The organism is Arthrobacter sp. TmtSoilC51 (genome assembly GCF_055388015.1).
Window position 1 is genome coordinate 962,986 of record NZ_AP035877.1, and the last position, 22,151, is coordinate 985,136.

18 protein-coding genes and 1 tRNA gene are annotated in these 22,151 nt (G+C 61.4%); 9 read left to right on the top strand and 10 right to left on the bottom strand.

Annotated elements, in window-relative coordinates; all coding sequences use genetic code 11:
• Window positions 1–7: 7 nt before the first annotated feature.
• A complete protein-coding gene (locus ACZ5G6_RS04565; protein ID WP_223935946.1) occupies window positions 8–1,732 on the bottom strand; it encodes an ABC transporter substrate-binding protein in 1,725 nt (574 codons plus the stop codon).
• Between the two features lie 43 nt (window positions 1,733–1,775).
• Window positions 1,776–2,831, bottom strand: a complete 1,056-nt coding sequence (locus ACZ5G6_RS04570) for an ABC transporter permease (RefSeq protein ID WP_498689706.1) — start codon at window positions 2,829–2,831, stop codon at window positions 1,776–1,778.
• Window positions 2,832–2,962: 131 nt separating this feature from the next.
• On the opposite strand from ACZ5G6_RS04570, the gene ACZ5G6_RS04575 reads away from it, so the two are divergent.
• The gene (locus ACZ5G6_RS04575; protein ID WP_498689707.1) at window positions 2,963–4,429 is read left to right on the top strand and encodes a chlorohydrolase family protein; all 1,467 of its coding nucleotides are present in this window, start codon (window positions 2,963–2,965) and stop codon (window positions 4,427–4,429) included.
• A gap of 34 nt (window positions 4,430–4,463) precedes the next feature.
• Window positions 4,464–5,165 (top strand): GntR family transcriptional regulator, encoded by a 702-nt coding sequence (locus ACZ5G6_RS04580; protein WP_223935949.1) that lies wholly within the window; start codon window positions 4,464–4,466, stop codon window positions 5,163–5,165.
• Window position 5,166: 1 nt separating this feature from the next.
• Here ACZ5G6_RS04580 and ACZ5G6_RS04585 read toward each other — a convergent pair whose 3' ends face one another.
• The 5 genes from ACZ5G6_RS04585 to ACZ5G6_RS04605 all read right to left on the bottom strand — a co-directional run bounded on the left by ACZ5G6_RS04585 (window position 5,167) and on the right by ACZ5G6_RS04605 (window position 11,920).
• The gene (locus ACZ5G6_RS04585; protein WP_223935950.1) at window positions 5,167–6,582 is read right to left on the bottom strand and encodes a DUF4032 domain-containing protein; all 1,416 of its coding nucleotides are present in this window, start codon (window positions 6,580–6,582) and stop codon (window positions 5,167–5,169) included.
• Window positions 6,579–8,186, bottom strand: coding sequence for a beta-N-acetylhexosaminidase (locus ACZ5G6_RS04590; RefSeq protein WP_498689710.1), 1,608 nt, complete (start codon window positions 8,184–8,186; stop codon window positions 6,579–6,581). Before ACZ5G6_RS04590 ends, ACZ5G6_RS04585 begins: the two co-directional genes overlap by 4 nt.
• A gap of 149 nt (window positions 8,187–8,335) precedes the next feature.
• The gene (locus tag ACZ5G6_RS04595; RefSeq protein ID WP_223935952.1) at window positions 8,336–9,418 is read right to left on the bottom strand and encodes an ABC transporter ATP-binding protein; all 1,083 of its coding nucleotides are present in this window, start codon (window positions 9,416–9,418) and stop codon (window positions 8,336–8,338) included.
• Between the two features lie 206 nt (window positions 9,419–9,624).
• A complete protein-coding gene (otsB, locus tag ACZ5G6_RS04600) occupies window positions 9,625–10,428 on the bottom strand; it encodes a trehalose-phosphatase (RefSeq protein WP_498689712.1) in 804 nt (267 codons plus the stop codon).
• The gene (locus tag ACZ5G6_RS04605) at window positions 10,418–11,920 is read right to left on the bottom strand and encodes an alpha,alpha-trehalose-phosphate synthase (UDP-forming) (protein WP_498689714.1); all 1,503 of its coding nucleotides are present in this window, start codon (window positions 11,918–11,920) and stop codon (window positions 10,418–10,420) included. The genes otsB and ACZ5G6_RS04605 overlap by 11 nt, the downstream gene beginning before the upstream one ends.
• A gap of 177 nt (window positions 11,921–12,097) precedes the next feature.
• On the opposite strand from ACZ5G6_RS04605, the gene ACZ5G6_RS04610 reads away from it, so the two are divergent.
• The 4 genes from ACZ5G6_RS04610 (at window position 12,098) to ACZ5G6_RS04625 (ending at window position 15,270) form a co-directional block, all read left to right on the top strand.
• Window positions 12,098–12,976 (top strand): DsbA family protein, encoded by an 879-nt coding sequence (locus ACZ5G6_RS04610; RefSeq protein ID WP_223935954.1) that lies wholly within the window; start codon window positions 12,098–12,100, stop codon window positions 12,974–12,976.
• Between the two features lie 124 nt (window positions 12,977–13,100).
• Window positions 13,101–13,177: transfer RNA gene (locus tag ACZ5G6_RS04615), tRNA-Thr, on the top strand.
• A gap of 539 nt (window positions 13,178–13,716) precedes the next feature.
• A complete protein-coding gene (locus ACZ5G6_RS04620; RefSeq protein WP_498689715.1) occupies window positions 13,717–14,796 on the top strand; it encodes a tyrosine-type recombinase/integrase in 1,080 nt (359 codons plus the stop codon).
• Between the two features lie 249 nt (window positions 14,797–15,045).
• Window positions 15,046–15,270: a helix-turn-helix domain-containing protein gene (locus ACZ5G6_RS04625; protein ID WP_498689717.1), complete on the top strand. Its 225-nt coding sequence runs from the start codon at window positions 15,046–15,048 to the stop codon at window positions 15,268–15,270.
• A gap of 407 nt (window positions 15,271–15,677) precedes the next feature.
• Here the strand turns inward: ACZ5G6_RS04625 and ACZ5G6_RS04630 are convergent, their stop codons facing one another.
• The 3 genes from ACZ5G6_RS04630 to ACZ5G6_RS04640 form a co-directional block, all read right to left on the bottom strand.
• On the bottom strand, window positions 15,678–15,971 hold the full coding sequence (locus tag ACZ5G6_RS04630) for a helix-turn-helix domain-containing protein (RefSeq protein ID WP_498689719.1): 294 nt from the start codon (window positions 15,969–15,971) through the stop codon (window positions 15,678–15,680).
• Window positions 15,972–18,092: 2,121 nt separating this feature from the next.
• Window positions 18,093–18,791 (bottom strand): helix-turn-helix domain-containing protein, encoded by a 699-nt coding sequence (locus ACZ5G6_RS04635; protein ID WP_498689720.1) that lies wholly within the window; start codon window positions 18,789–18,791, stop codon window positions 18,093–18,095.
• Window positions 18,792–19,125: 334 nt separating this feature from the next.
• Window positions 19,126–20,100: an IS481 family transposase gene (locus ACZ5G6_RS04640; protein WP_223936064.1), complete on the bottom strand. Its 975-nt coding sequence runs from the start codon at window positions 20,098–20,100 to the stop codon at window positions 19,126–19,128.
• A 577-nt stretch (window positions 20,101–20,677) separates the two neighbouring features.
• Between ACZ5G6_RS04640 and ACZ5G6_RS04645 the strand changes: the two genes are divergently transcribed.
• The 3 genes from ACZ5G6_RS04645 to ACZ5G6_RS04655 all read left to right on the top strand — a co-directional run bounded on the left by ACZ5G6_RS04645 (window position 20,678) and on the right by ACZ5G6_RS04655 (window position 22,079).
• Window positions 20,678–21,013 carry a hypothetical protein gene (locus tag ACZ5G6_RS04645; RefSeq protein WP_498689722.1) on the top strand — a complete coding sequence of 112 codons (336 nt, stop codon included), beginning with the start codon at window positions 20,678–20,680 and terminating at the stop codon, window positions 21,011–21,013.
• Window positions 21,014–21,121: 108 nt separating this feature from the next.
• On the top strand, window positions 21,122–21,637 hold the full coding sequence (locus ACZ5G6_RS04650; protein ID WP_498689723.1) for a hypothetical protein: 516 nt from the start codon (window positions 21,122–21,124) through the stop codon (window positions 21,635–21,637).
• Between the two features lie 85 nt (window positions 21,638–21,722).
• Window positions 21,723–22,079 (top strand): transcriptional regulator, encoded by a 357-nt coding sequence (locus tag ACZ5G6_RS04655; RefSeq protein ID WP_498689726.1) that lies wholly within the window; start codon window positions 21,723–21,725, stop codon window positions 22,077–22,079.
• The last annotated feature ends 72 nt before the right edge of the window (window positions 22,080–22,151 follow it).

A 22,151-nucleotide genomic window follows, 5' to 3' on the forward strand; every position in this document is an offset into this window, starting at 1 on the left:
AGCCGGATTAGTGCTCGACGCCGACGATCGAGAGGTCGATCCCGCCGAAGAAGTAGCCCACCTGTGCATTACGGACGTTTGAGCCCACCACGCTGTTGGTGTGGCTGCGGATGAGCGGGACGATGGGGTACGTCTTCAGGGCCGCGCCGAAGGCCTCGGACCACTTCTTGCCGAGTTCCTCGGAAGTGCCTTCCGAATTGCGGAGATCGAACATGGCCTTGGAAACCTGGGGATCGAAGTAGCGGGACGTGTTGGAGAAGCCATAGCTCGTGCCGTCGTTGTTCGGACCCAGGATCGGATCAGCCGACGTGCGTACGGACGCCGGATCAGCACCACCACACCAGCCTGAACGGCCCATGTCTGGAAGCTGCTCGCTGGCAAGGACCGAATAGTAGTTCGGCGCGGGGATGGCTACCAGCTCAACATCGATGCCCAGGGCTTTCAGGTTCTGCTGGACCACGGTGCCGGTGTTCTTGAAAGCGTCACGGTTGTTGGCATACCCGTACGTCAGGGTCTTGGGGTAGTCCTTGCCTTCCAGGAGCTTCTTGGCCTCCTCCAGTTTCGGTTTGCCCGCCGGATCCAGTTCCAGCTCGGTCTCAACGTAGCCGCGCATCTTGGAATTGAGCGGGCTCTGGGTGATCTCGCCGAAGCGTCGTCCACCGTACTGGACCAGGATGGACTGGCGGTCCAAGGCCAGGGCGATGGCCTTGCGAACGTCGGGATCCTTGATCTTTTCCGTGTTCAGGCTCAGGACGTCGTTGCAGCCAAGGAGCCCGGACGCCACACGGTCCTTGACCTTCGCGTCTGCCAGCTTGGCGGAGTCGGAGGTCTGCAACGCACCGTTGGAATCGAGGGTGATGGCGTTGGGATCAGAGTCAGCGAGCAACTGCTGGCTGATGGTGGCCTGCGAGGTGGAGAGGGAGAAACTGAACGTGTCCGGCAGCGCAGTGCGGTTGGAGTCCGTAGCGGGGTCCCAGTGCGGATTGCGGACCAACTTCAATGACTTGCCACGGTTGTAGGACTCCACCATGTACGGGCCGGAGGAGACCGGGTGGTTGGTGTAGTCCAGCTTGGTGTCCTTGGCCTTGGGGACCGGCGCGGTATTGGAACGGGAGGCCAAGGCCGGGAACTCGGCGAAAGGCTTCTTCAAGTGGAAGACGATCGTGCGGTCATCGGGCGTTTCAACGGCCTTGAGCACAGCGGCAGGATCCTTGTAAGGCCCTTTGTACCCGCCGGCGTCGAGCGCTGCATTCAACTCTTGCGGCGCCTGGGTGAAGACGTCCTGGGCGAAGGTGCGCTCCACTCCGTACTTGATGTCGGCGGAGGTAATGGGAGTCCCGTCCTCAAACTTCACGCCTTCCTTGAGCGTGAACGTCCAGCTGAGGCCATCATCGGATGGCTTGCCGGTGTCCGTGGCGAGGTCCGGGACCACCGTTGGCGGCTGGCCTGCTGTTTCCTTGGCCATGGTCAGCGTGCGGTAGTACAACTGGCCGACATTGGCGGTCTGGACGTAGTTGCTGTTGCCCGGGTCGAGGGTTTGGAAGTCGGAGGACATCAGGACATCGATGTTGCCGCCCTTGGCGTTGAAACCGGACTTCACCACCACTGGTGCCAATTCGGTAACGGACTCGGCCTGCTTGGAACTGTTGGGCGTACTTTGCCCTGCACTGCAGCCGGTGGCGGCCACGGCGATCAGCACGGAAAGCGCCAGTGCTCTCGTGGGGGTTTTCATGGTGCTCCTTTTGAGGGGTGGGTGAAACTGGGGTGAAGGTGGGTCAGTGGCGGGAAGCTTTGGGGTCCAGGGCGTCCCGGACGGCGTCGCCCAGGAGGTTGAACGCCAGGACGGTGACGATGAGCATGACGCCAGGCACAGCCAGGAACCACGGATCGCTGAGGTACCAGTTGCCGGACTGTGCGGCGTTCAGCATCTGGCCCCACGACGGTGTGGGGTCCTTGACGCCGACGCCCAGGAAGGAGAGGGCCGCTTCTGCGGAGATGTTGGTGGGGATCAACATGGTGGCGTACACCAGGACGACTCCCATGACGTTGGGGATGATCTGGCGGAACAGGACACTCAGGTGGGAGGCGCCGAAGGAACGGGCGGCTTCCACGAATTCGCGTTCCCGGAGGCTCAACACCTGGCCACGGACGATGCGGGCCAGGTATGCCCAGCCGAAGAATCCGAGGATGATCACCAGCGAGGCCATGGGCAGGAAGCTACCTTCACCCAGCGGTGTGTCCCGGAGGCGTGACTGCAGGATCGGCGTCAGCGAGAGCACGAGTAGGAGGTGCGGGAAGGCGAGGAACAGATCCATGATGCGGCTGATGATGGCGTCGGTCTTGCCACCGAAGTAGCCTGCGGCAGCGCCCAGTACTGTTCCCAGAACTACGGAAACGGCAGTGGACAGCAGGGCGATGGTGAGGGAGACCTGCCCACCGTATGCAAGCCTGGCGAAGAGATCGCGGCCAAGGCCGGGTTCGACGCCCAACCAGTGCTCGGCCGATGGATACATGTAGCCGGGGAGCGGCAGGCCAGGCGTCTGGAAGTCGTCCAGTACCTCCGGGCTGGTGTTGGACGTGAAGGGGTCATTGCCGGACAGCGCGCTGAGTACTGGGGCCAGGATGGCGAACAGCATGATGGCCACCACTACGCACAGGCTGAGGAGGGCAATCTTGCTGCGCCGGATCCTCATCCAGGCGGTAGCGAGCAGTGAGCGCGCCTCGGCAGGTGCCACTGCCTTGTCCTCCGGCGACGCTGCCGGAAGCTGCGGCGGACTGCCGGTATTCGGTTCGATGGACTGTAGCTGGGTCAACGGTTGTGCTCGTTTCATGATCCAGGGAGCTGGCTCCGCGAGTTCTTGTATACCAAAATAGATTAGATGAGTATTCATGCGATGTAAATCACAAATAATGTACTGTTTGGAATACCAGATAGATGTTTTGATCGAGCAAAGGAGGCGCCGTGCCCACAAAGGCAACTGCCCGCTACATCTTGGGGCACCACAAAGGACAGCACGTGCTGCTGGAGGATGCCTGCGTGGTCTACAGCGGCGACACCATTGACTACGTCGGGCACAACTACACAGGTCCCGTAGACGAGGAGCACAACCTCGGTGACGCACTGCTGATGCCTGGCCTAATCGACCTCGATGCCCTCACGGACATCGACCACCTCATCCTGGACAGCTGGGCCGGCCCGGAGCAGGCAAAGGGACACCAGTGGTCCGAGGACTACTTCCGCAACCGCCGGGCCGACGTCTTTACCGCTGAGGAACGCCAGCAGCTTCGCGAATACGCCCTCATCCAATTGATCCTGCACGGCGTCACCACCTATATGCCTATCGCATCCGAGGTCCATTCCGAATGGGCAGAGCCTTTCGAGGAACTTGTGGGCATGGCCGATACCAGCCGGCGGCTGGGATTGCGCGGCTACCTTGGGCCCGCATACCGCTCCGGCGTGAACGTCGTGTTGGACAATGGCGAACGCTCGGTAATGTTCGACGACGGCCGCGGCCGCGAGGGGCTGGCGGACGCCTTGCGCTTCATCGACCACGCGAAGGACCTGGGCGATCCCCTGGTCGCAGGCGTACTGCTCCCGTGCCGCATCGAGACCCTTGACATAGAACTGCTCAAAGCCACGGCGGCGGCTTCGGAAGAGCGGGACGTCCTGGTTCGCCTGCACTCGCTTCAGGGACTCGTGGAACGGGAGCTCATCCTCCAATGGCATGGAGTCACGCCCCTTGAGCTCCTGGACCAAGTGGGCATGCTCACCCAACGCCTACTGATCCCGCATGCCACCTATACGGACCGCAATCCCGCCGTGTTCGGAGAGGACCGAGGCGGCCTGGCCCGGCTGGCAGGCAGCGGCGCCAGCGTCATCCACTGCCCGCTGACGTCCATGCGCTACGGCAGCACCCTGGATTCCTTCAACGCATATAGGGCAGCGGGCATCAATATAGCTCTGGGCACCGACTCCTTCCCGCCGGACCTGATCCGGGGCATCGATGCTGGCGTGCAGCTCGCCAAGATCCTGGCCGGCAGCAACGACGCCGGAGACCTCGCCGGATACTTCGACGCCGCCACGCTTGGAGGTGCCCAAGCACTGCGCCGACCGGATCTTGGCCGGTTGGAGCCCGGCGCCAAAGCGGACATGGTGGCCTTCTCCTTGGGAGACATCCGCGACGGTGTTCACGAGGACCCCTTAAGGACACTCACCCTCAACGGGACAGCCCGCCAGGCAGTGCTCTCAGTGGTGGCCGGCCGGACCATCATGGCCGACGGTCTCATAGAGGGAGTGGACCTGAATTACTGGCGGGCGAAGGCCCAGGAACTCTTCGCCAAGATGCGCAACGCCTACACGCTCAGGGATGCCCTGAACCGCCCCTCCGACCAGCTGTTTCCACCCGTGTATGCTCGGTTGGAACGCTGACAGGCGCCGGCCGGCGAATGGAGCGGACGCTGGCATGAAGGGAAGTTTGACAGTGGCTGAGGCGATGCCGGAAACCGGAAATGGCCGCGATGACGAGGCCCGCGCGGAGCACGTCTACCAACTGGTGTTGGAGGGGATCGTCACGGGCACCTTCGCCCAAGGTGCGCGTTTGCGCGAACGGGAACTGTCCGAGATGTACAGCGTCTCCAGAATCCCGGTCCGCGAAGCCATCCAACGCCTGGAGAAGGACGGCTTCGTGGACACCTTCCCGCGCCGCGGCGCGGTAGTCCGCCAACTCACGCTGACGGACGTCAACGAGCTCTTCGACGTACGCCTTTGCCTGGAAACGTTCGCCGCAAGGATGGCTGCCACCCGTGTTGCAGAGGGCCATTCCGGTGGCCGGCTCGTGGAACTGATGGAAGCCTCCAATGCTGCCATCGACGAGGACCGCGCGGACGACGTCGCCCTGATCAGTGCTGAGCTCCACGCCGAGATCGTGCGCCTTTCCGGCAACAGGCTGTTGATCGAGTCCGTGAAGCCCCTCTTCGGCCGCATGCGCTGGATCTTCGGGTTGGCACACAACCGCAGCAACGAACTCCAGCGGGACGAGCACACGGAACTGTGCAATGCGATTCTGAAAGGCCGTCCGGACCTGGCGTACTCGCTGGCGTACACGCACATTGAACTTGGCCGGGAACCTGTCCTTGCAGGCCTCGCGGAGACCCTGGAACCCTGAGTTAGTCGTCCGCGTCCGGGTACTCGTCCACTTCGTCGTACCGGCCGGACTCCTCCACCTCGACCTCAAGGATCTTGAGCATCTCGGTGTCCGGGTTCAACATGATGGCAGCCTCGTCCCTGCGGTGCTGCAGAACAGTGTCCAGGTACGACTGCACGGTCTCAGCCAGCGGGATGTAGCGATCCTGCTTCTGGCTCATGTACCAGCGGTGCTCCAGGACCTCATGCACTACTTCAGCCGGCTCCAGCTTGCCGGCAAGGTGCCTGGGGATGGAACGCACGATCGGCTCGAAGATCTGGCTGACCCAGGCGTGGGCGCTGATTTCCTCGTCCAGGTCGGGGTTGTTGTCAGCCCGGAACTGGTCCATGTCGTTCAGCAGCCTGCGGGCCTGGTTCTCCTGGGCGTCCAGGCCGGTAAGCCGCAGCAAGCGCCGCTGGTGATGGCCGGCGTCGACGACTTTTGGCTGCAGCTGGATGGTGGAGCCATCCGCTGTGGTCTTGATGGCGTATTCCTCGACGTCGAAGCCGAGCTCATTGAGCCTGCGGATGCGTGCTCCCACGCGCCAGCGCTCGCCGAGTTCGAAGGACTCCTTCTCCGTCAGCTCCGCCCACAGCCGGCGATAGCTGTCCATGATGAGCTCACTGGTGGCTACGGGGTCCACCTTCTCCTCGATGAGTCCGCCATCCAGGAGGTCCATCAGCTCACCGGCGATATTGACGCGGGCAATCTCGAGATCGTACTCGCGCTGGCCCATGGAAAGGTCCGGGTACAGCTCGCCGGTTTCGGCGTCCACGAGGTAAGCGGCAAACGCGCCGGCGTCGCGGCGGAACAGCGTGTTGGAGAGCGAGACGTCCCCCCAGTAGAAGCCAATGAGGTGCAACCGGACCAGCAACAGCGCCTGGGCGTCGATGAGTCGCGTCAGGGTGTCCTTGCGCAGCATCTGCGAGAACAGCGCACGGTACGGCATGGAGAACTTCAGGTGCCGCGTGACCAGCACCGGGTTCAGCGGTTTGCCGTCCGCGGTGGTGCGCCCGGTGATGACAGCAACCGGCTCCACGCAGGGAACGTCCAGCCGGGCCAGCTTCCGGAGCATGTGGTACTCGTGGCGGGCCACGTGCTCGGACGTTTCCTTGATGGCGATGACCGAGCCACCCAAGTGGGCGAAACGCACGATGTGCCGGGAGATACCGCGGGGGAGGGCCGCGAGGTTCTCCGCCGGCCAATCTTCAAGTGCAATATGCCACGGCAGGTCCAACAGCTCGGGGTCCGCCGCCGCAGCCGTGATGTTAAGGGATCCAATAACGCTGGCCGGCGGTGCAGTGTCCTGTGCGCTGGCCGCTTCAGTCCGGGGGAGCTTGCCGATCTGCCCGTAGTCGGTCGGTTCGTCGTGCCACTGGGCTTCGTTTTGCTCGCTCATGCCTCAATTGTTCCGTACTCGCCGGTGTTGGCGTTCATTGCTGCTGGGAAGGGAAACTCAGGCACCCCGGACCACTCGACGTCGGGCGCTGCCTGGAACGTGACGCCCTGCCTTGCGAGGCGCTCACCCAAGGCACCGAGCCGACGTCGGAAATCACCAAGGTCCCGGGCGTCCTGGCCGGACCATGCGACTTCCGCCAGCGAAATTGCCCGCGGGTACATGAGCCAGTAGGCCTGCTGGTTGTTGCGGACGGTCTCTGTCCACAACGGACCTTCGACGCCCAGGATCCTGTTGTCTTCCAGGCCTCCCTGGGCAGGATTCCAGTCGTAGTACTCGGACCAGGTGAACGGCCCGCCATCCACCCACTCAAGGCCAATGGGACTCGTTGTCTCGTACTTCTGGTCCAGGTAAGTGTTTGCGGCGGGGGACATGATGACCTTTGACCCGCGGTCTTGGGCCTGCTGGATCACCGGGGCGAAATCGCCGTGCCAATACTGCACCACGGCCCCGTCAGGGAGTTCGACGTCGGCGTATTCGTTCCAGCCCACCACTCTCTTGCCGGTCTCGGCGGCGATGCGGGCGAACTCCTGCACCATGACAACGTAATTGTCGTGTCCTGTCACCAGGGCTTCATCCCCGCCGATGTGCAGGTACGGTCCAGGCGTGATGGCGGCGACCTGGCCCAGCACTTCACGCACGAACTCATACGTGACAGGAAGCCCCGCGTCCAAGGTTGAGTACCCAACCTCGCCGGTGGTGTTCATGGGTTTGGCCTGGCCATCAGGGTTCAGCTGGGGGATAGCGGCCAGGGCGGCGTTGACGTGGCCCGGGAGGTCAATCTCCGGTACAACAAGAACGTTCTTGGTGGCGGCATAGGCCACGATGTCCGTGAAATCCTGCTGCGTGTAGTAGCCCGTAAGGCCCGGTGCGAGTCCCACTCCGGGGTGGTTGACAGCTCCTTGGCCACCGATTTCAGTGAGCTTGCCATAGTCCAGGCCCGATGGATTGTTTTCCGGCGCGTGGATTTCGATGCGCCAAGCCTGGTCATCCGTCAGGTGCAAATGGAGGGCATTGAGCTTGAACTGGGCCATGACATCGATCTGCTCCTTCACCTCTTCCACCGTGAAGAAGTTGCGGGCGACGTCGAGCATGAGGCCGCGATAGGCGAAGCGTGGTGCGTCCTTAATTTCGACGGCGGGAATCACCCAGGTGCCGGCAATCCGGTTCGTCGAATCGTCTGCGCCGGTGCGGGAGCTTTCAATGGCTGGCGGGAACAGCTGGCGGAGTGTTTGGACTGCATTGAAGAGGCCGGCAGCAGTTGTCGCAATGAGGCGTACACCGGCGCTGGTGACAGTCAGCTGGTAGGCTTCCGGGCCGCCGTCGAGCGTTTCAACGAAATCCAGGGCGATGTCGCCCGCACTGACCTGTTCGACGATGGGAACAGCGAAACCGGTGCCGCGGCGAAGCAGCGCGGCCAGCTGCTCCGCGACCGGGACGGCTGCCTGGCTTGCCGCGACCCGGGTAGTAGGGGCAAGCGTGAAAGCCCCACTTTCTGTGGCCGCGACGTGCCATGGCAGGGGGATCAAGTTATCCGTCGTGTTCATACCGTTCTTTCTGCGGAAAGGTTAACGCGAGAGCGGCCCGACCGGGAAGGGTCGGGCCGCTGTCACAATGCGGATGCTTCTAGTGGCTGGGCCCACGCCGGCAGGGGTTCCCTGGCCGAAGCGGAGCGAGGTTAGGGTGCCGGTGGGGATTAGTCGCCCAGGCGCAGGCCCGTCTTGGTGTCGAACAGGTGCACGTGGCCGGACTGCGGACGAACGAAGATGGACTCGCCCTTCATCGGGGGGCGGCGGCCGTCAACGCGGGCAACGATGTCGTGGCTCTTGCCATCCAGGATGGTGTGGCCGTAGACGTAGGCATCGGCGCCGAGTTCTTCGACGACGTCAACCTCAACCTGCAGGCCTTCGCCGTTGCCGACCGTCTCAAGGTCTTCCGGACGCGAACCAACGGTGACCGTCTGTCCGTGTGCTTCTTCCAGTACGTCGCGCTTGACCGGGTAAACCGTGCCACCGAACTGGACGCCGCCGTCAACAACCGGCAGTTCCAGCAGGTTCATGGCGGGAGAGCCGATGAAGCCTGCAACGAAGACGTTCTGCGGGCGGTCGTACAGGTTGCGCGGGGTGTCCACCTGCTGGAGCAGGCCGTCCTTCAGGACTGCAACGCGGTCACCCATGGTCATGGCCTCGACCTGGTCGTGCGTCACGTAAACCGTGGTGACGCCGAGGCGGCGGGTCAGGGATGCGATCTGCGTACGGGTCTGGACACGGAGCTTGGCGTCAAGGTTGGACAGGGGTTCGTCCATGAGGAAGACCTGCGGGTTACGGACGATTGCACGGCCCATGGCAACACGCTGGCGCTGACCACCGGAGAGTGCCTTCGGCTTGCGGTCCAGGTACTGCTCAAGGTCAAGAAGCTTGGCGGCTTCGCGAACACGCTCGGCGCGCTCTTCCTTGGAGACGCCGGCGATCTTCAGTGCGAAGCCCATGTTGTCCGCAACAGTCATGTGCGGGTAAAGAGCGTAGTTCTGGAAGACCATTGCGATGTCGCGGTCCTTCGGCGGAACATCCGTGACGTCGCGGTCACCGATCAGAATGCGGCCGGCGTTCACGTCCTCAAGACCTGCGAGCATGCGCAGGGAGGTGGACTTACCGCAACCGGAGGGTCCAACGAGGACCAGGAATTCGCCATCGGCGATGTCGATGTTGAGCTTATCGACGGCGGGCTTATCTGTGCCCGGGTACAGACGCGTAGCGTTATCAAAAGTAACTGTAGCCACAGTTATCAATCCCTTCACCGGCAGGTACGTGCCGGACGATCCGTTGTGAATGGTTCATTTTCTTCAGTTGAACTCCCCGGCCATTGGCCGGGGAGGATCGTGTGACGTCGCACGGTACTGTGCGTCACATCACAACCAAGAGTATGTCAGACTTTTGGACTTACTACCCAAATGTTACGAAGGTCACATGTGATGCTGCTCGCGGCCTACGTTTCAGCAGTGACCCGGCGCCGCTCCCGCAGGAGGGCTTCCAACAGCTCGGCCACGTGCACCGGAGCTTCCACGCGGTACTGGGCCTGCGTGAAATCAAGGCCCACCTTGATGCCGACGTCATCCGCCATGAGCCTGCCCAAGGCATCTTCATCGGTGACGTCGTCGCCGGCGAACAGGATGGCCGTGGCCCCGGTGGCCTGACGAAGGAATTCCACGGCTTCGCCCTTGGAAGCATGGACCACTGACGTCTCCAGCACGCGCTTGCCGGTCTTCAGGAAGACGCCCGGATGATCCCGCAGAACCCTCATGGCGGCCTCCACGGCGTCTTCGGCAACGTCGTCTTCTGCGAGCCTCGTATGGAGGACGACTCCGGCTGGCTTGTCTTCGAGCAACGTCCCCGGCGCGATGTTGACGATCCCAGCCAGGACCTCACGCACTGAGGCCAGCCGCGCACGCTGTTCCTCATCCAACTGCAGGCCAAGGGACCCCTCGCCAAGCCATACCTCGGCCCCGTGGCTGCCAATGAGCAACGTGTTGACAGGTGGCGAGGCGACCTGGCGCAAACTGTCCAGGGCGCGTCCCGAGATGAGTGCCGTCGTCGTGCGCGGCAGCTCGGCAAGGGCTTCCAAAGCGGCAGCCGATCGCGGCAACGGCCTGGCATCGCCCGCATGGTCCACGATCGGGGAGAGAGTGCCATCGAAGTCCAAGGCCACCAGGAGGTGCTCCGTGCCTGCAATGCGCCGGATGGCGTCCAACAGCTCCGGGGACAAAGACAGGGGAGTCTGCTCAGCTGTCATCGCGGACTACCTTTTCCTCGAGGGCGGCCAGGAACTCCGCTGACCAATGATCGACGTCGTGGTCCAGGATCTGCTTCCGCATCAGCTTCATGCGGCGGCGGGCTTCCTTGGGGGAGAGGTTGACCGCCCGCAGAATGGCGGACTTGAGGCCGTCGATGTCATGAGGGTTAATCAGGAGCGCCTGCTTCAGTTGGTCGGCGGCGCCCGCGAATTCGCTCAACACCAGCGCGCCGTCGTCCTCGGATCGGGCCGTGACATATTCCTTGGCCACCAGGTTCATGCCATCGCGCAGCGCCGTAACCAGCATGACGTCCGCGGCGAGATAGAGCGCCACCATCTCCTCGACCGGGTAGCTGTGGTGCAGATAGCGGACGGCAGTGTTCTGGATGGTGTCGTAGGTGCCATTGATGTGGCCTACGGTCCCTTCGATTTCTTCGCGCAGAAGGCGGTACTGCTCCACGCGTTCGCGGCTGGGGCTGGCTACCTGGATCAGGGTGGCGTCCTCCACCTTGATGCTGCCCTCGCGCAGGAGTTCCTCGAACGCCTTGAGTCGGTGGCCGATGCCCTTGGTGTAGTCGAGCCGGTCCACGCCAAGCAGGATGGTCTTCGGATTGCCCAGGTCCTTGCGGATCTGCTTGGCCCTCTCGATGATGTCCGGCCTGCCGGCCAACTCCCGGATTTGGTCGACGTCGATGGAAATAGGGAAGGCCTGCGCCCGGGCGATATGGGTGACCTCGCCGTCCGGGCCCTTTACATGCACTTGCTGCTGCTTGACGCTGGCGCCCAGGAAGCGGCGGGCAGAGCGCATGAAGTTGCCGGCATCGCTGGGACGCTGGAAGCCCAGCAAGTCCGCACCCAGCAGGCCATCAATGATCTCGCGGCGCCACGGCAGCTGCGCGAAGATCTCCGGAGGCGGGAAGGGAATGTGGTTGAAGAAGCCGATTTTCAGGTCCGGCCGTGCCTCGCGGAGCATGCGGGGAACCAGTTGGAGCTGGTAGTCCTGGACCCATACCGTTGCGCCGTCCGCGGCATGGCGGATGACGGCGTCGGCGAACTTCTTATTGACCTGGCGGTATGAATCCCACCACGTACGGTGGAATTCCGGAGGGGCGATGACATCGTGGTACAGCGGCCAGATGGTCGCGTTGGAGAAGCCCTCGTAATACAGCTCGACGTCTTGGCTGCTCAACTGGACCGGGACAAGGTCCATGGCCTCGTGGCTGAAAGGGCGGACAGTCTCATCCGGGGCGCCATGCCAACCCACCCACGCGCCGTCGGACTTTGTCATCATCGGTGCAAGCGCGGTAACCAGGCCGCCGGGTGAGCGTCGCCAGCCCCCGCCGCCATCGCCGTCGCCATCGCTGCTGCAGCGATCGACGGGCAGGCGGTTGGACACCACCATGAAGTCGAACTTGCTCGCTGTTGGCTTCTTGGTGGGAGAGGCCCTAACGCCATCTTCCGTCTTGAGTTTTTCGCTTGCCAAATCCTGCATTACTGCTCCCTGGGGTTGCTGTGACTCACCTCCCAGCCTACCGGCGGAATCATAGACAGCAGTTGATCGTTCAACGACCGGGCAGGCATGTCAGCGGCAGAGCTCCTAGTTGGCTCCCGTAAACTGGCCCCGTTGCCCCAAGCTATGCACTACGACGTCGAGTAATCCGAGGAACTGATGAGCCCCGCAAACGAACCCCGCCTATCCAAGGCTGAACGCACCGCCCAGGCACGGGAGAAGGCGCGCGAAATCCGCGAAGCGCAGCTGAAAAAGGACAAGCGCAACAAGCTCCTGATCGGTTGGGGCATTGTGGTGGCGGTCGTGGCTATCCTCGCCGTCATCGCGCTGGTAGTGACCACCAGCATCCAGCAAAGCGCGCCGATTGCCGATCAAGGCCCTACTCCCGCGAACGGCAACGTGCACGGCGGCGTAACATTGCTGGCCAACACCGACGTCGTGAAGTCCGATGCCTCGTCCGTGAACGTGGCAGACGTCCCTTCGGCTCCGGCAACCAAGCCCGCAACCGTCACCGTTCCCGGCGGTGAGCCCGAGGCCGGCAAGCCCGTCAAGGTGATCGCTTACATCGACTTCATCTGCCCGGTCTGCAAGCGGTTTGAGACGACCTACGGGGAGTCGCTCACCAAGCTGCGCAACGAAGGCAAGATCTCCCTCGAGTACCGTCCCCTTGGCTTCCTGGACCAGCAGTCCACCACCAACTACTCCTCACGCGCAGCAAATGCCGCTGCGTGCGTGGTGAACTCTTCGCCGGAAAAGTACGCCGATTTCTTCAACCTCCTTTTCGAACGCCAGCCAGCTGAAGGCAGCGCCGGTATCTCGGACAACGACCTCAAGTCCATGGCCAAGGAAGTGGGCTCAGCGAGCATCGACTCCTGCGTGGACAGCAAGCAGTACCGGCCCTATGTAAAGGTCGCTACGCAAGAAGCAGCAGCTATCGGCATCACCGGCACCCCCACCGTGTTCGTCGACGGGAAGCAGTGGGACGGATCCACCGATCTGAACGCTGAGATCCAGACCGCGGTTGACGCCAAGGGCTAGGTTCCAGGAATTTACGACGGCGGCTGGTCACCTTGGGTTTATGCCCGGGGTGGGTGGCCGCCTTCGTGATTTCCGTGAGGGGGAGGGTCTGGGCTAACCTTATCTAGCGTCGTTTTCGGCGCATGCCTCCTTAGCTCAGTTGGCCAGAGCACCGCTCTTGTAAAGCGGGGGTCGTCGGTTCGAATCCGACAGGGGGCTCCACGAACCCCTCCATTCCGGCGATTTTGCCCGGAACGGAGGGGTTTTCGTGTCTGAATGCAGGGCACTACACGTTTACTACACGCTTTCAAGAAGGCAGACGACACCAGCGGGCTCCCCAGCTGCATAGAGGGAACCATGCAGTCAGAGAAGAAGGCCCTGAGGGCGACGACGGACCGAGACAACGTAGGGACGCCCAGGGATACAAATAGGACCGTCGGCAGGTGTCAACTCATTCCGGTGGATACCAGGAACAACACCTGTGCCGGCTGTACTTCCGACGCGTCGAAGCATCAGAGTTGCAGAGGCAGTGTGCGAAGGACGGCCAAGTACCGGACTGATTCTGAGCCTTTGAACGGGACCGCCTGATGGGAAGGTCCAGCCTACCGATTGGCACTTGGGGAACGATCAGTGCCGCGAAGGACGAGACGACAGGGAAGTGGCGGGCCAGTTGCAGGTTCCGCGGCTGGGACGGGGCCACTCGGACGTACAGCAAGTTCGGTTCGACCAAGGGCAAAGCCACAACCGCGCTGCTGGCGTCCATGAAGGAACGCCAAGAGCGAGCGGGTCGAGTCGCAGCCAACCCCACTTTGAACGTGGTAGCGAGAAACTGGCTCGCAAGCATTGAGGTTCCTAAGGTCGTCGTCGATTCAAAAGGGGACATGGTTGCGGCTGATGGCGCGAGCGGAATCCGACGCCAGACCTGGGACCAATACGACGGGCTATTCGAGCGTCTCATCAAACCGGCGCTCGGCGCACTCAAGATCAATGAAATCACTACCTCGACATGTGACAACTTCCTGAGGTCCCTAGTGGTGGACGGAAAGGGGCATACGAACGCCCGGCTGGCAAAAACTGTGCTCCAACAGACCATGTCCTATGCAATTCGGCACGACTTGTATGTTGGTGGCAATCCAGTGAGAGAGGTGGATAGGCAGAACAGGCCGCGAAAGAAGCCGATTGCCTTGAGCCCGGCGACCCTCCATGAGGTTCGTGAGGCGATCCATAACTGGCGAACTGAGCCTGGGCACTTCGGTCCTCGACCGAGCAGCGTACTGGCAGATGTTGTGGACGTTCTGATCGGCACGGGGGCTCGCATCGGCGAAGTCCTCGCCATCCGCTTCGAAGACATTGATCTGTCGGGGGACGTCGGAAGAATAGCACTCACCGGCACTCTGGTAGAGCCGCGGCATGGCCCGAAGTACCGCCAGAGCTTTCCTAAGAACCGCGGCAGCGAGCGGATCATAGCTGTGCCGCGGTTTGTCGTTGACGTGCTTATCCGCAGGAGCGTCGAATCTCCAGAGAGTAACCTTGCGGGGGCCTTGTTTTGGTCTCGGACAGGAACCTATGTTCAGGCCTCAAGCGTGCGGCGGCAGTTGCGCTCTGCCCTAAGCGCGTCAAATGTGGAAAGCGCGACCGTCATCACGCCGCATGCGTTCGGACGCACCGTTGCGTCACTCCTTGCCAGGGAGTTAACTGACGGGGCGGCGGCGGAGATGCTAGGTCACGCTGATGTTTCCATGACCCACGCCGCTTACATCGAGCGGCTCAGAGACGTAGACGATTTCACGGCCGTATTGGATCGGCTTGCACCAAGAGCGAGGCCAGATCGCCATGACTAGGTCATGCAGCCATGGGCTGATCTGAATGAGCCGAGGGCATGCCCTCGTAGCCGTGGATCGATTCATGCCAACGGCATGAGGTGAGGGAGTGTCTGAAGGCTCGTCAATTGGATAAGCGGCTTCGGCGCGAGGTCCTTCCTGGAGGCCATTGCTGGGCTGGTCGATCTCGGACCAGCCCAGCAGTCCCGTTAGGAGGTGCGTTCAGATTTAGCTGACGCCCGTCAGCATTGATACCGCATAGACACCAACATGAAAGCAACTAAGACGTCCCCGGAGCCGCACTCGGATCGAAGTACGCCGGCACCCTTCTTGAGTACCGAAGATGTGGCTGTGTGGCTGAACGTGGCTCCCAAGACACTCCGGAACTGGAGGTCAGCAGGAGTTGGTCCTCCAGCAATCAAGTTCTGTGGTTTCGTGCGCTATGAAAAGGCAGCCGTCGAGACTTGGCTTCAGAGCCTTGCCGAAGCGGCTTGACCCAATGCAAAGCGGGCGTGGTGACAGGCATGCGCGCCTTTGAGCTGGTCCCCACAGCGGCACCTCATTGGGTAGGCTCTGACCGCGGGCTCGTGAACTTCCGGTGGTAGTCCCCTTTACGTCGCCAATTCGAGTGCCATTCAGTGCAGTGACCCTGCGTTGCTGTGGAGCGCCGCGAAACTAGCGTGTAGATCCCATAAGCACGGAGGCCGCATAGCGTAAGTTCGGGTGGGCGGAATTGAAGGTCAATGCTCTCCCATCAGCTCGCCGCCGCGGTATCCCTAAAACAGAGTCGTGGCAGGACGGGGGCTAAAAACAACTTCCGGGTGTTCAGGGGGTGGCCTGAACATTCTGACAGAGCGTCTTGAGTCTCTCCACATGCGACAGCAACGACCTGTAGCCTGCCGTTAGCGGGCCGTCGGCGTCGCGTCGGAGGTGTGGGAAGGGTAAGGGGCCAGAAGGTTTCTAACGTCCGTTCCCAGGACGTCGGCGATGTCCCAGAGGCGTTCATACGCCACGCTCTTCCGTCCCCACTCCATTCCGATCACCATGTTTCGGCTGAGCCCGGCCTCAAGTGCAAGTGCCTCTTGAGATAGCCCTCGGTCAAGTCGAAGTGAGCGAATCCTGGCACCGACCTCGCGCCGGCGTTGAGCCCAGCGTTCGAGTGTTTCAGGGGGAGTTTGAGATGGGCGAATAGGCACATCTCATGTCATTAGAATAAGACTCCAATGTCTGCTCCACTAGTGATACATCGAGGGCGACGCTTGTCACCCGCCACCTCGTCCTCTGCTGAAAGGAACCGGAATCGATGTCTATTTCGATCGTCATGGACCTTGGCCTGGAAGTGTCGCTCGGCGACCTTAGGGTCTTTATGAGCCACGTGCCTACGGGCCTGTCCGACCAAGTGAAATTGGTTATCCGAGGCGACGGCGAGGCAATGTTCCTAGCAATCCCACTGGACGGTGCGCCGTGGGACTTGCCCGGTCAAGTTGATATGCACGCTAATGGATTGGCCCCGACGCCTCTTAGCCAGGACGTGGTTCACCCGGCGCGGGCGGTTACCACTAGCTAGGAGAGCGGGTTGCCGCCGGAGGCGGTCTGGTCCGCGGGGTTGAAATAGAGTCCGTCCGACCTGCTGTGGCCGCTTGTGCCTGCAACAGATCGTACAAGTACTTTCGGCCGGAGGCGCCCGGTATGTCCCGCGCAGGGTTCCTGACTGGTAGAGGAAAACAGGCCTAGCACCGTATGCCCGGCCTGCCTCTTGCTGGGAGTTGGGCGGGGTCCGCTTTTCTCCGCCTAAGTCCCTCGGGGCACTGGATGATGTCGAACCGGTCCTTCTGGTTGTCGTCCCGTGAGCGCTATTCGCTGGATGTGATTGCTGAGTAATGGGCTGTCGCCATGCTCGTTTTCCTTGACGGGTCGAAAGTCGGAACTGCTTCTCGGCTAACAGTCCCCGCCACTCAAATCACCGAGCTTATGTATTGTCTTGACGGGAGGGCAATAGATTCTCGTTCCCGCAGCGGGCGGGCATGTGTGGCTGGCGGGAGGCCTGCCCTAAATGGCGGCTAATCTTGAGCCCGGGGAGGCCGATTTAGGGCTCTATGTTCGAAGCTGGCTCCCATTGCGATCGCAAGGTGGCTTTCATCGGCGCCGAGTGCAGATGCGTAATGTCACCTGAATTGAGGGCCATTCGCAGTGCTGGGCAGATTTCGTGACGGTTAGTGTCTAGAAATAGACGTTCTTCAGACTCTAAAAGGTGGCGGCCATGAACAGCCTCTAAAATGCGTAAGGCGCCTAATTTGGGAGCCATGTGATAACCTGCGTCTCTGGAGTCGGAGGTTCGTTCCTCAGGTTATCACATGCATGAAAATGCTGGTCTCTCACACCCGACCACTATAAGCGGCCAATTCGTTCGGGAATCGACCGCCGGTCGAGTGGGTTGATGGTCCTGCATCCCAGTACTGGCGCGGATTTTGGGTCACGAATGACCCTCACTCGACCAAAACGACCATGTAGGGCACGTGCCTCTATAGGGAGATGGCTTTCTTTCTAGAAGAAAGGGGTTCCCTGGTGAAAGAACACAGGCCCCCTTATATATATCTATCTTTCTGGTCGTTTAAGTAGAGTAGTAGTAGTAAAGGGGCCTCCTTCCTTTTGTTTACAAGGGATTTCCCACTCGACCAACTGGTCGAGTGGTGGTCGTTTCGGACGAGTGCCCGGTCGATTCCCGATACGACCCGGAAAACGATCTAAGCGGCGCCTGCCAAAGGAGCCGGAGGTCCGATCCAGGGCAGGTCAGGGTTTTGCGGGAACTAATTATGCAATTGCTTGGTCTCTCAGTTACATTGGATTCAGGTTCCCGCGAACGAGGTCTATTGCGGCACGATCCAAGACGCACACGCCATATAGCCCTTGTGTGAAATCCTCCCCGCACCGGAGTAATAGTGCACCGATACAATGACCGGTGGTTTCGACATCTCGAAGCTATCCGGACCCTGCAGCCTTTTGGCCTTTGCCGCACCTGATTGATGGTGCACCCTATTTCTTCACTGGTGACCGGACCTTGCGCGCGGGGTCTGTGATCCGGACCCTGCAGCCTTTTGGCCTTTGCCGCATCTGATTGATGGTGCACCCCATACCTGACTGGTGGCCGGGGCCCCGCTTGTGGTCCTGGGGATCCGGGCGCTGCTGCCTTTGGCCTCTTGCAAGCGTCGTGAGGCAGCTAGGGCTAATCCGCCGTGTGTGGGAAGAGATCCTCGGGTGGGTTGTCACGGCGGTCCGGTTCGGGCGGGTGACTTGCCAGCACAAGCCAAGCTTGGGTACTAATTCGGTCCCTCTGAGGCTCCACGGTGGAGCCCTGCCAGAATCTGCCTTGCAGCTGCTTGCTCTCTAACACCGGCTCGCTCAGCAAGGTCCACCGCTAAGACTATCTGCGGGATCTGCGAGGGAACCTGCTCGGCGACGTGAAACACGACATTGGGTTGCGCCCCCGCGGCTGTGGGTACTAGGAACCAGTACTTGAGGAGGTCAAGGTAGTCCTGGACACTCACATATGCCTCTATTTCTGCAGCCGATAGCAAGCCTGAGGCACTATGTGATACCCCCGAGAGGCGAAGTCTTGGATCCTGACGCAGATCGTTTAGATCAGGCGGACTGGCGGACAGCATGACCCTATCGGCTCGTTTCGCGAGCAATGAGGAGAGCAATGCCAGAGGTTCCGGGGACTCCCTGAGGCGATCTAAACGTTGCTTGACTCTAAAGCGTTCAATTGCTGTCATTTCGCTGAGTCTTTGCTGCTCGTTGGGGTCCTGACTCAGGGAGTGAATAAGCTGCCAAGCGCTTCGCGGCGACAGTGGCCTTCCCGCCGAGCGAGGGTGGGTGAAGGCTGCTAGGTCAGAGGTATCGATCAACCAGCGACCACCTGCGTTGATTGCGGGCATGCGTCCGGTCTCTAGCAAGGCTCTGACGCGCCGCTCTGAGATCTGGAGTCTCCGGGCTACTTCCGCGGTTCCGATCAGCATTACGCTACTGTACCGAGGGCGGATGCTTTTAGAAACTGTCGCCCTTGCTGCCTAAGGTCCCATACGGTCGATCAACGACGTAGGGCGACGTCAGAGATCTTGCTTGGCTAGGGCCTTCACGGCGGGCGGCGTGTCGCGCCCAAGGCGCTCGTCCAGAGTTGTCCGCAATCGAGCAGCCGCTACCTGTACGCGGCGATCAGCAGGACTCCATTTGCTAGGTATATGGTTGGAGTCTTCCTGAGGAGTTGGGGTAGTGGTGTCGTCCGCATTGCTCGAGCGCATCGTCCGCCTCTTGTCCTTTCGCGTCGTTAGGTTCATTGTCAGCTAGCTGTACTCAGTCAGTAGGTTGTTTGCACCTGCTGATGGGTGGTTTGCCTCCGAGGCTGCCGTGCGGCCGGTGGTTGTTGTAGAAGTCTAGCCATGGCTGCAGGGCGTCTGTCCGGGCCTGGTTGGAAGTGAATGGTTGGCGGTAGGCCCAGCCTTCTTGAAGGGTGCGGTTGAAGCGTTCTGCTTTGCCGTTCTGCCAGGGATGGCGGGGTTTGATCAGGACGTGCTTGGCGCCCAGTGCAGCGAGTGCGTCCTGGAAATCTTTCGATAACCGGTAGGCAAAGGCGTTGTCGGTCATGACCCGTCTGACTGGCGCGCCGTTGGCTGCCATGGCCGCTGCGGCCCGGGTGAGGAACCCTGCGCAGGTCGGGCCTTTCTCGTCGGGCAGGACCTCGGCGTAGGCCAGACGAGTGTGGTCATCGACGGCCACGTGGACGTAGTCGAAACCGACCCTTGTATGGCCTGTTGAGTGGTTGCGGGCGGATTGGTTCGGGTCTGCCCGCCAGCCGCCGCCGTCGGGAATCCGGCCTAGTTTCTTGACGTCGATGTGGATCATGTCTCCGGGAGCGTCGCGCTCGTACCGGCGGTCCGTGGCACGGGATGCCCGGATCCGTTCCCCGGTCACCGGGTCCAGGTCCCACAGCCGGGGCATGCCCGCGCGGGTCAGAATGCGGGAGACCGTCCGGGCGCTCGTCCCGCACCGGGCTGCCAGGCCCGCTGGCCCTTCGCGGTGCTTCACGCGCTGGGTCAGGACATCGGCAACCAGCGCAGCAGAAGTCGCGTGTGGGCACGACCTTGGGCGGGAGCTGCGGTCCTCGAGGCCGGCCCAGCCATGGGTGCGGTACCGGCTGATCCAGCGGTGCGCGCAGGTCCTTGAGATGCCCATTTCTTTGGCCACATGGGCCACGGGACGGCCGGCGAGGACGCGCTCGATAAGGATCCGCCTACCGGTCGGGGTCAAGCGGGCATTACGGTGGGACATGAAGACCTCTTAGTCGTTGGCTGTGTGTGGTAACCACCAACCTAAGAGGTCTTCACCTATTCACGATGTAACCAACGTCCTGACTCAGTACACCTAGCTTCCCAGCAGGGTTCCACGACGACGAACATGCGAAACTCTTTTGGGCAGGTTTCTAGAGTCAGATCCCTGATTCAGCCCCCGCGAACGAGCAGTTTGGACCCGGATCCTGTGGATACTCAGATGGTGATCTGCCGAGTGATGCATAGCGGTTCGCCTGGTCCTAATCGGTGTTGGCTGGCGTCGAACGGCAATGCGGTCGCTGGCTGGTCCTGAATGCCCAGCGCATCTTGGTCGCTGGCCCCATCGTTCCGCCGAGCGACGAGCACCTCGTCGTCCTACCGACGAGCACTACCGCACCGTCCTGAGGGTTGCCAGTTGCTCTATAACGTCCCCATGAAAGGGGCCGAGGATCGGTAATCAGCTTGGACTCTTGACTACCCAGGCTTGCACTTGCCCGCTCGACGCAACCCTGGCAGCACCGGCCTTCCGCGCTGCAGCAGGAGCCGCTGGGTACGATGTCCCTTGATTGGGGGAGAGTATGACCGAGACGACGATGGATACTCCGACGCTGGCTGATGGCGGGGCGATGGAGCTTGTTAGGGTGCCGGCCTGGGAGGCGAAGTTCACGCTGAACGACAACCCTGACGAGCTGGCGCACGTGATCTGCTGCCGGGACCTGGAATGGCGGAAGGCTGCTTGCGGGTACGAGGAGTCCGACCCGTCGATCATGATGGAAGCCAACATGATCTGCACGATGTGCGTCGAAGCTATCGGTGGTCTGGCGGCCTTGGCGGAGGGCCGGTGCCCGTACGATGATCAGCCCTGCCCTGACGACGAGACACTGAACCAGATCATCAAGGACAGGACTTCATGACCGGCATCAACAGGTCGGCCTTCAAGAAACGAGTAACGATTTGAACCACGCGGATTGGTATTGGGATCCGGCGCGACCTGACATGGCCAGCTACTGGGACGGACATCAGTGGCTACAGACCCTGCCGTTAATCCAGTTGCAGGGCGTCCGCATCCTTTCCGTGACGACCGGGCAGCCGATTCCGCCGCGGCAACCACCAAGCCAGGCTCCGGTTCCGGAACCATTCCGGCAGGTGCCGATGAGCGAAGTGACGTGGTTTGGACCAAAGAAGCCGCGCAAACGACTGGGCACACTGATGCGGGTGCTGATTGGTGTCTGGGTAGCGGTGGCCCTTGCACTTGCAGGGCTGGGGATTTCGGCCGTGGTGCCGGCTGGTTCTGTGAGTGCCCGGTCGCGGAGAAAACGAAAGCGAACGGGTTCAAGACCTGCAAGGAACTGATCAAGAAGCAGCCTCACAGCAGCGGGACCGAGATCGTTCAAGCAGATGTTCTTGTTGGCGATTTGTACAAGACCAACATCGTCTACCAGGGGTACAGCGACGCTCATCGGTGGACGTGCCGCCTCGAATGGACCGGCAGTCGGTGGAGGACGGACATCCTGGAGAGCAAGAAGGTGTTCGGGTAGCTTGTCCGATACGCAGTCCGTTCACGGGTGCATGTGGGTAGCCTGAGTCCAGCGGCAATCCACGCCCTACAAACACGAGAGACCAATGTCTACCCCCAAGCCCAGGAACCAGAGCCGCCACCCGATGGAACCGCGCGTCCTGATTCAGGACGTGATCCCCTACGAGGTGGCCGAAAGCCTTGAAAAGCTGCAAGGGCCGGGGGAGGGTGTTCTCAAGCTGCCGCAGCACGTTTACTGGGGGCCGGAGACTGATTGTGATCTGGGGCAGCTCGAAGGTGTGTACAAGGCATATCAGGCGATCCTGCGTGAAGGAACGCGGGTAGACCACGAGCAGCTGCTCAACGCCGGCCTTTTGGTGAAGGTATGGGGCGAGTTGATGCTTCCCGTTCGAGTCCGGGATTTGTGGGAGAACAAGTTCCCGCAGCTGGCACGGCATTCCTAATGTAAGACCGCCAATACCAGTGTGATGCCATGCGCCTCGCGTTGGATGGCTTGGCCAACGGTGGATTTGCCT

Coding starts and splice junctions, on each gene's coding strand:
- ACZ5G6_RS04565 (WP_223935946.1), bottom strand. CDS start 1,732: ATGAAAACCCCCACGAGAGCACTGGCGCTTTCCGTGCTGATCGCCGTG.
- ACZ5G6_RS04570 (WP_498689706.1), bottom strand. CDS start 2,831: ATGAAACGAGCACAACCGTTGACCCAGCTACAGTCCATCGAACCGAAT.
- ACZ5G6_RS04580 (WP_223935949.1), top strand. CDS start 4,464: ATGAAGGGAAGTTTGACAGTGGCTGAGGCGATGCCGGAAACCGGAAAT.
- ACZ5G6_RS04585 (WP_223935950.1), bottom strand. CDS start 6,582: ATGAGCGAGCAAAACGAAGCCCAGTGGCACGACGAACCGACCGACTAC.
- ACZ5G6_RS04590 (WP_498689710.1), bottom strand. CDS start 8,186: ATGAACACGACGGATAACTTGATCCCCCTGCCATGGCACGTCGCGGCC.
- otsB (WP_498689712.1), bottom strand. CDS start 10,428: ATGACAGCTGAGCAGACTCCCCTGTCTTTGTCCCCGGAGCTGTTGGAC.
- ACZ5G6_RS04605 (WP_498689714.1), bottom strand. CDS start 11,920: ATGCAGGATTTGGCAAGCGAAAAACTCAAGACGGAAGATGGCGTTAGG.
- ACZ5G6_RS04610 (WP_223935954.1), top strand. CDS start 12,098: ATGAGCCCCGCAAACGAACCCCGCCTATCCAAGGCTGAACGCACCGCC.
- ACZ5G6_RS04620 (WP_498689715.1), top strand. CDS start 13,717: ATGAAGGAACGCCAAGAGCGAGCGGGTCGAGTCGCAGCCAACCCCACT.
- ACZ5G6_RS04625 (WP_498689717.1), top strand. CDS start 15,046: ATGAAAGCAACTAAGACGTCCCCGGAGCCGCACTCGGATCGAAGTACG.
- ACZ5G6_RS04635 (WP_498689720.1), bottom strand. CDS start 18,791: ATGCTGATCGGAACCGCGGAAGTAGCCCGGAGACTCCAGATCTCAGAG.
- ACZ5G6_RS04640 (WP_223936064.1), bottom strand. CDS start 20,100: ATGTCCCACCGTAATGCCCGCTTGACCCCGACCGGTAGGCGGATCCTT.
- ACZ5G6_RS04645 (WP_498689722.1), top strand. CDS start 20,678: ATGACCGAGACGACGATGGATACTCCGACGCTGGCTGATGGCGGGGCG.
- ACZ5G6_RS04655 (WP_498689726.1), top strand. CDS start 21,723: ATGTCTACCCCCAAGCCCAGGAACCAGAGCCGCCACCCGATGGAACCG.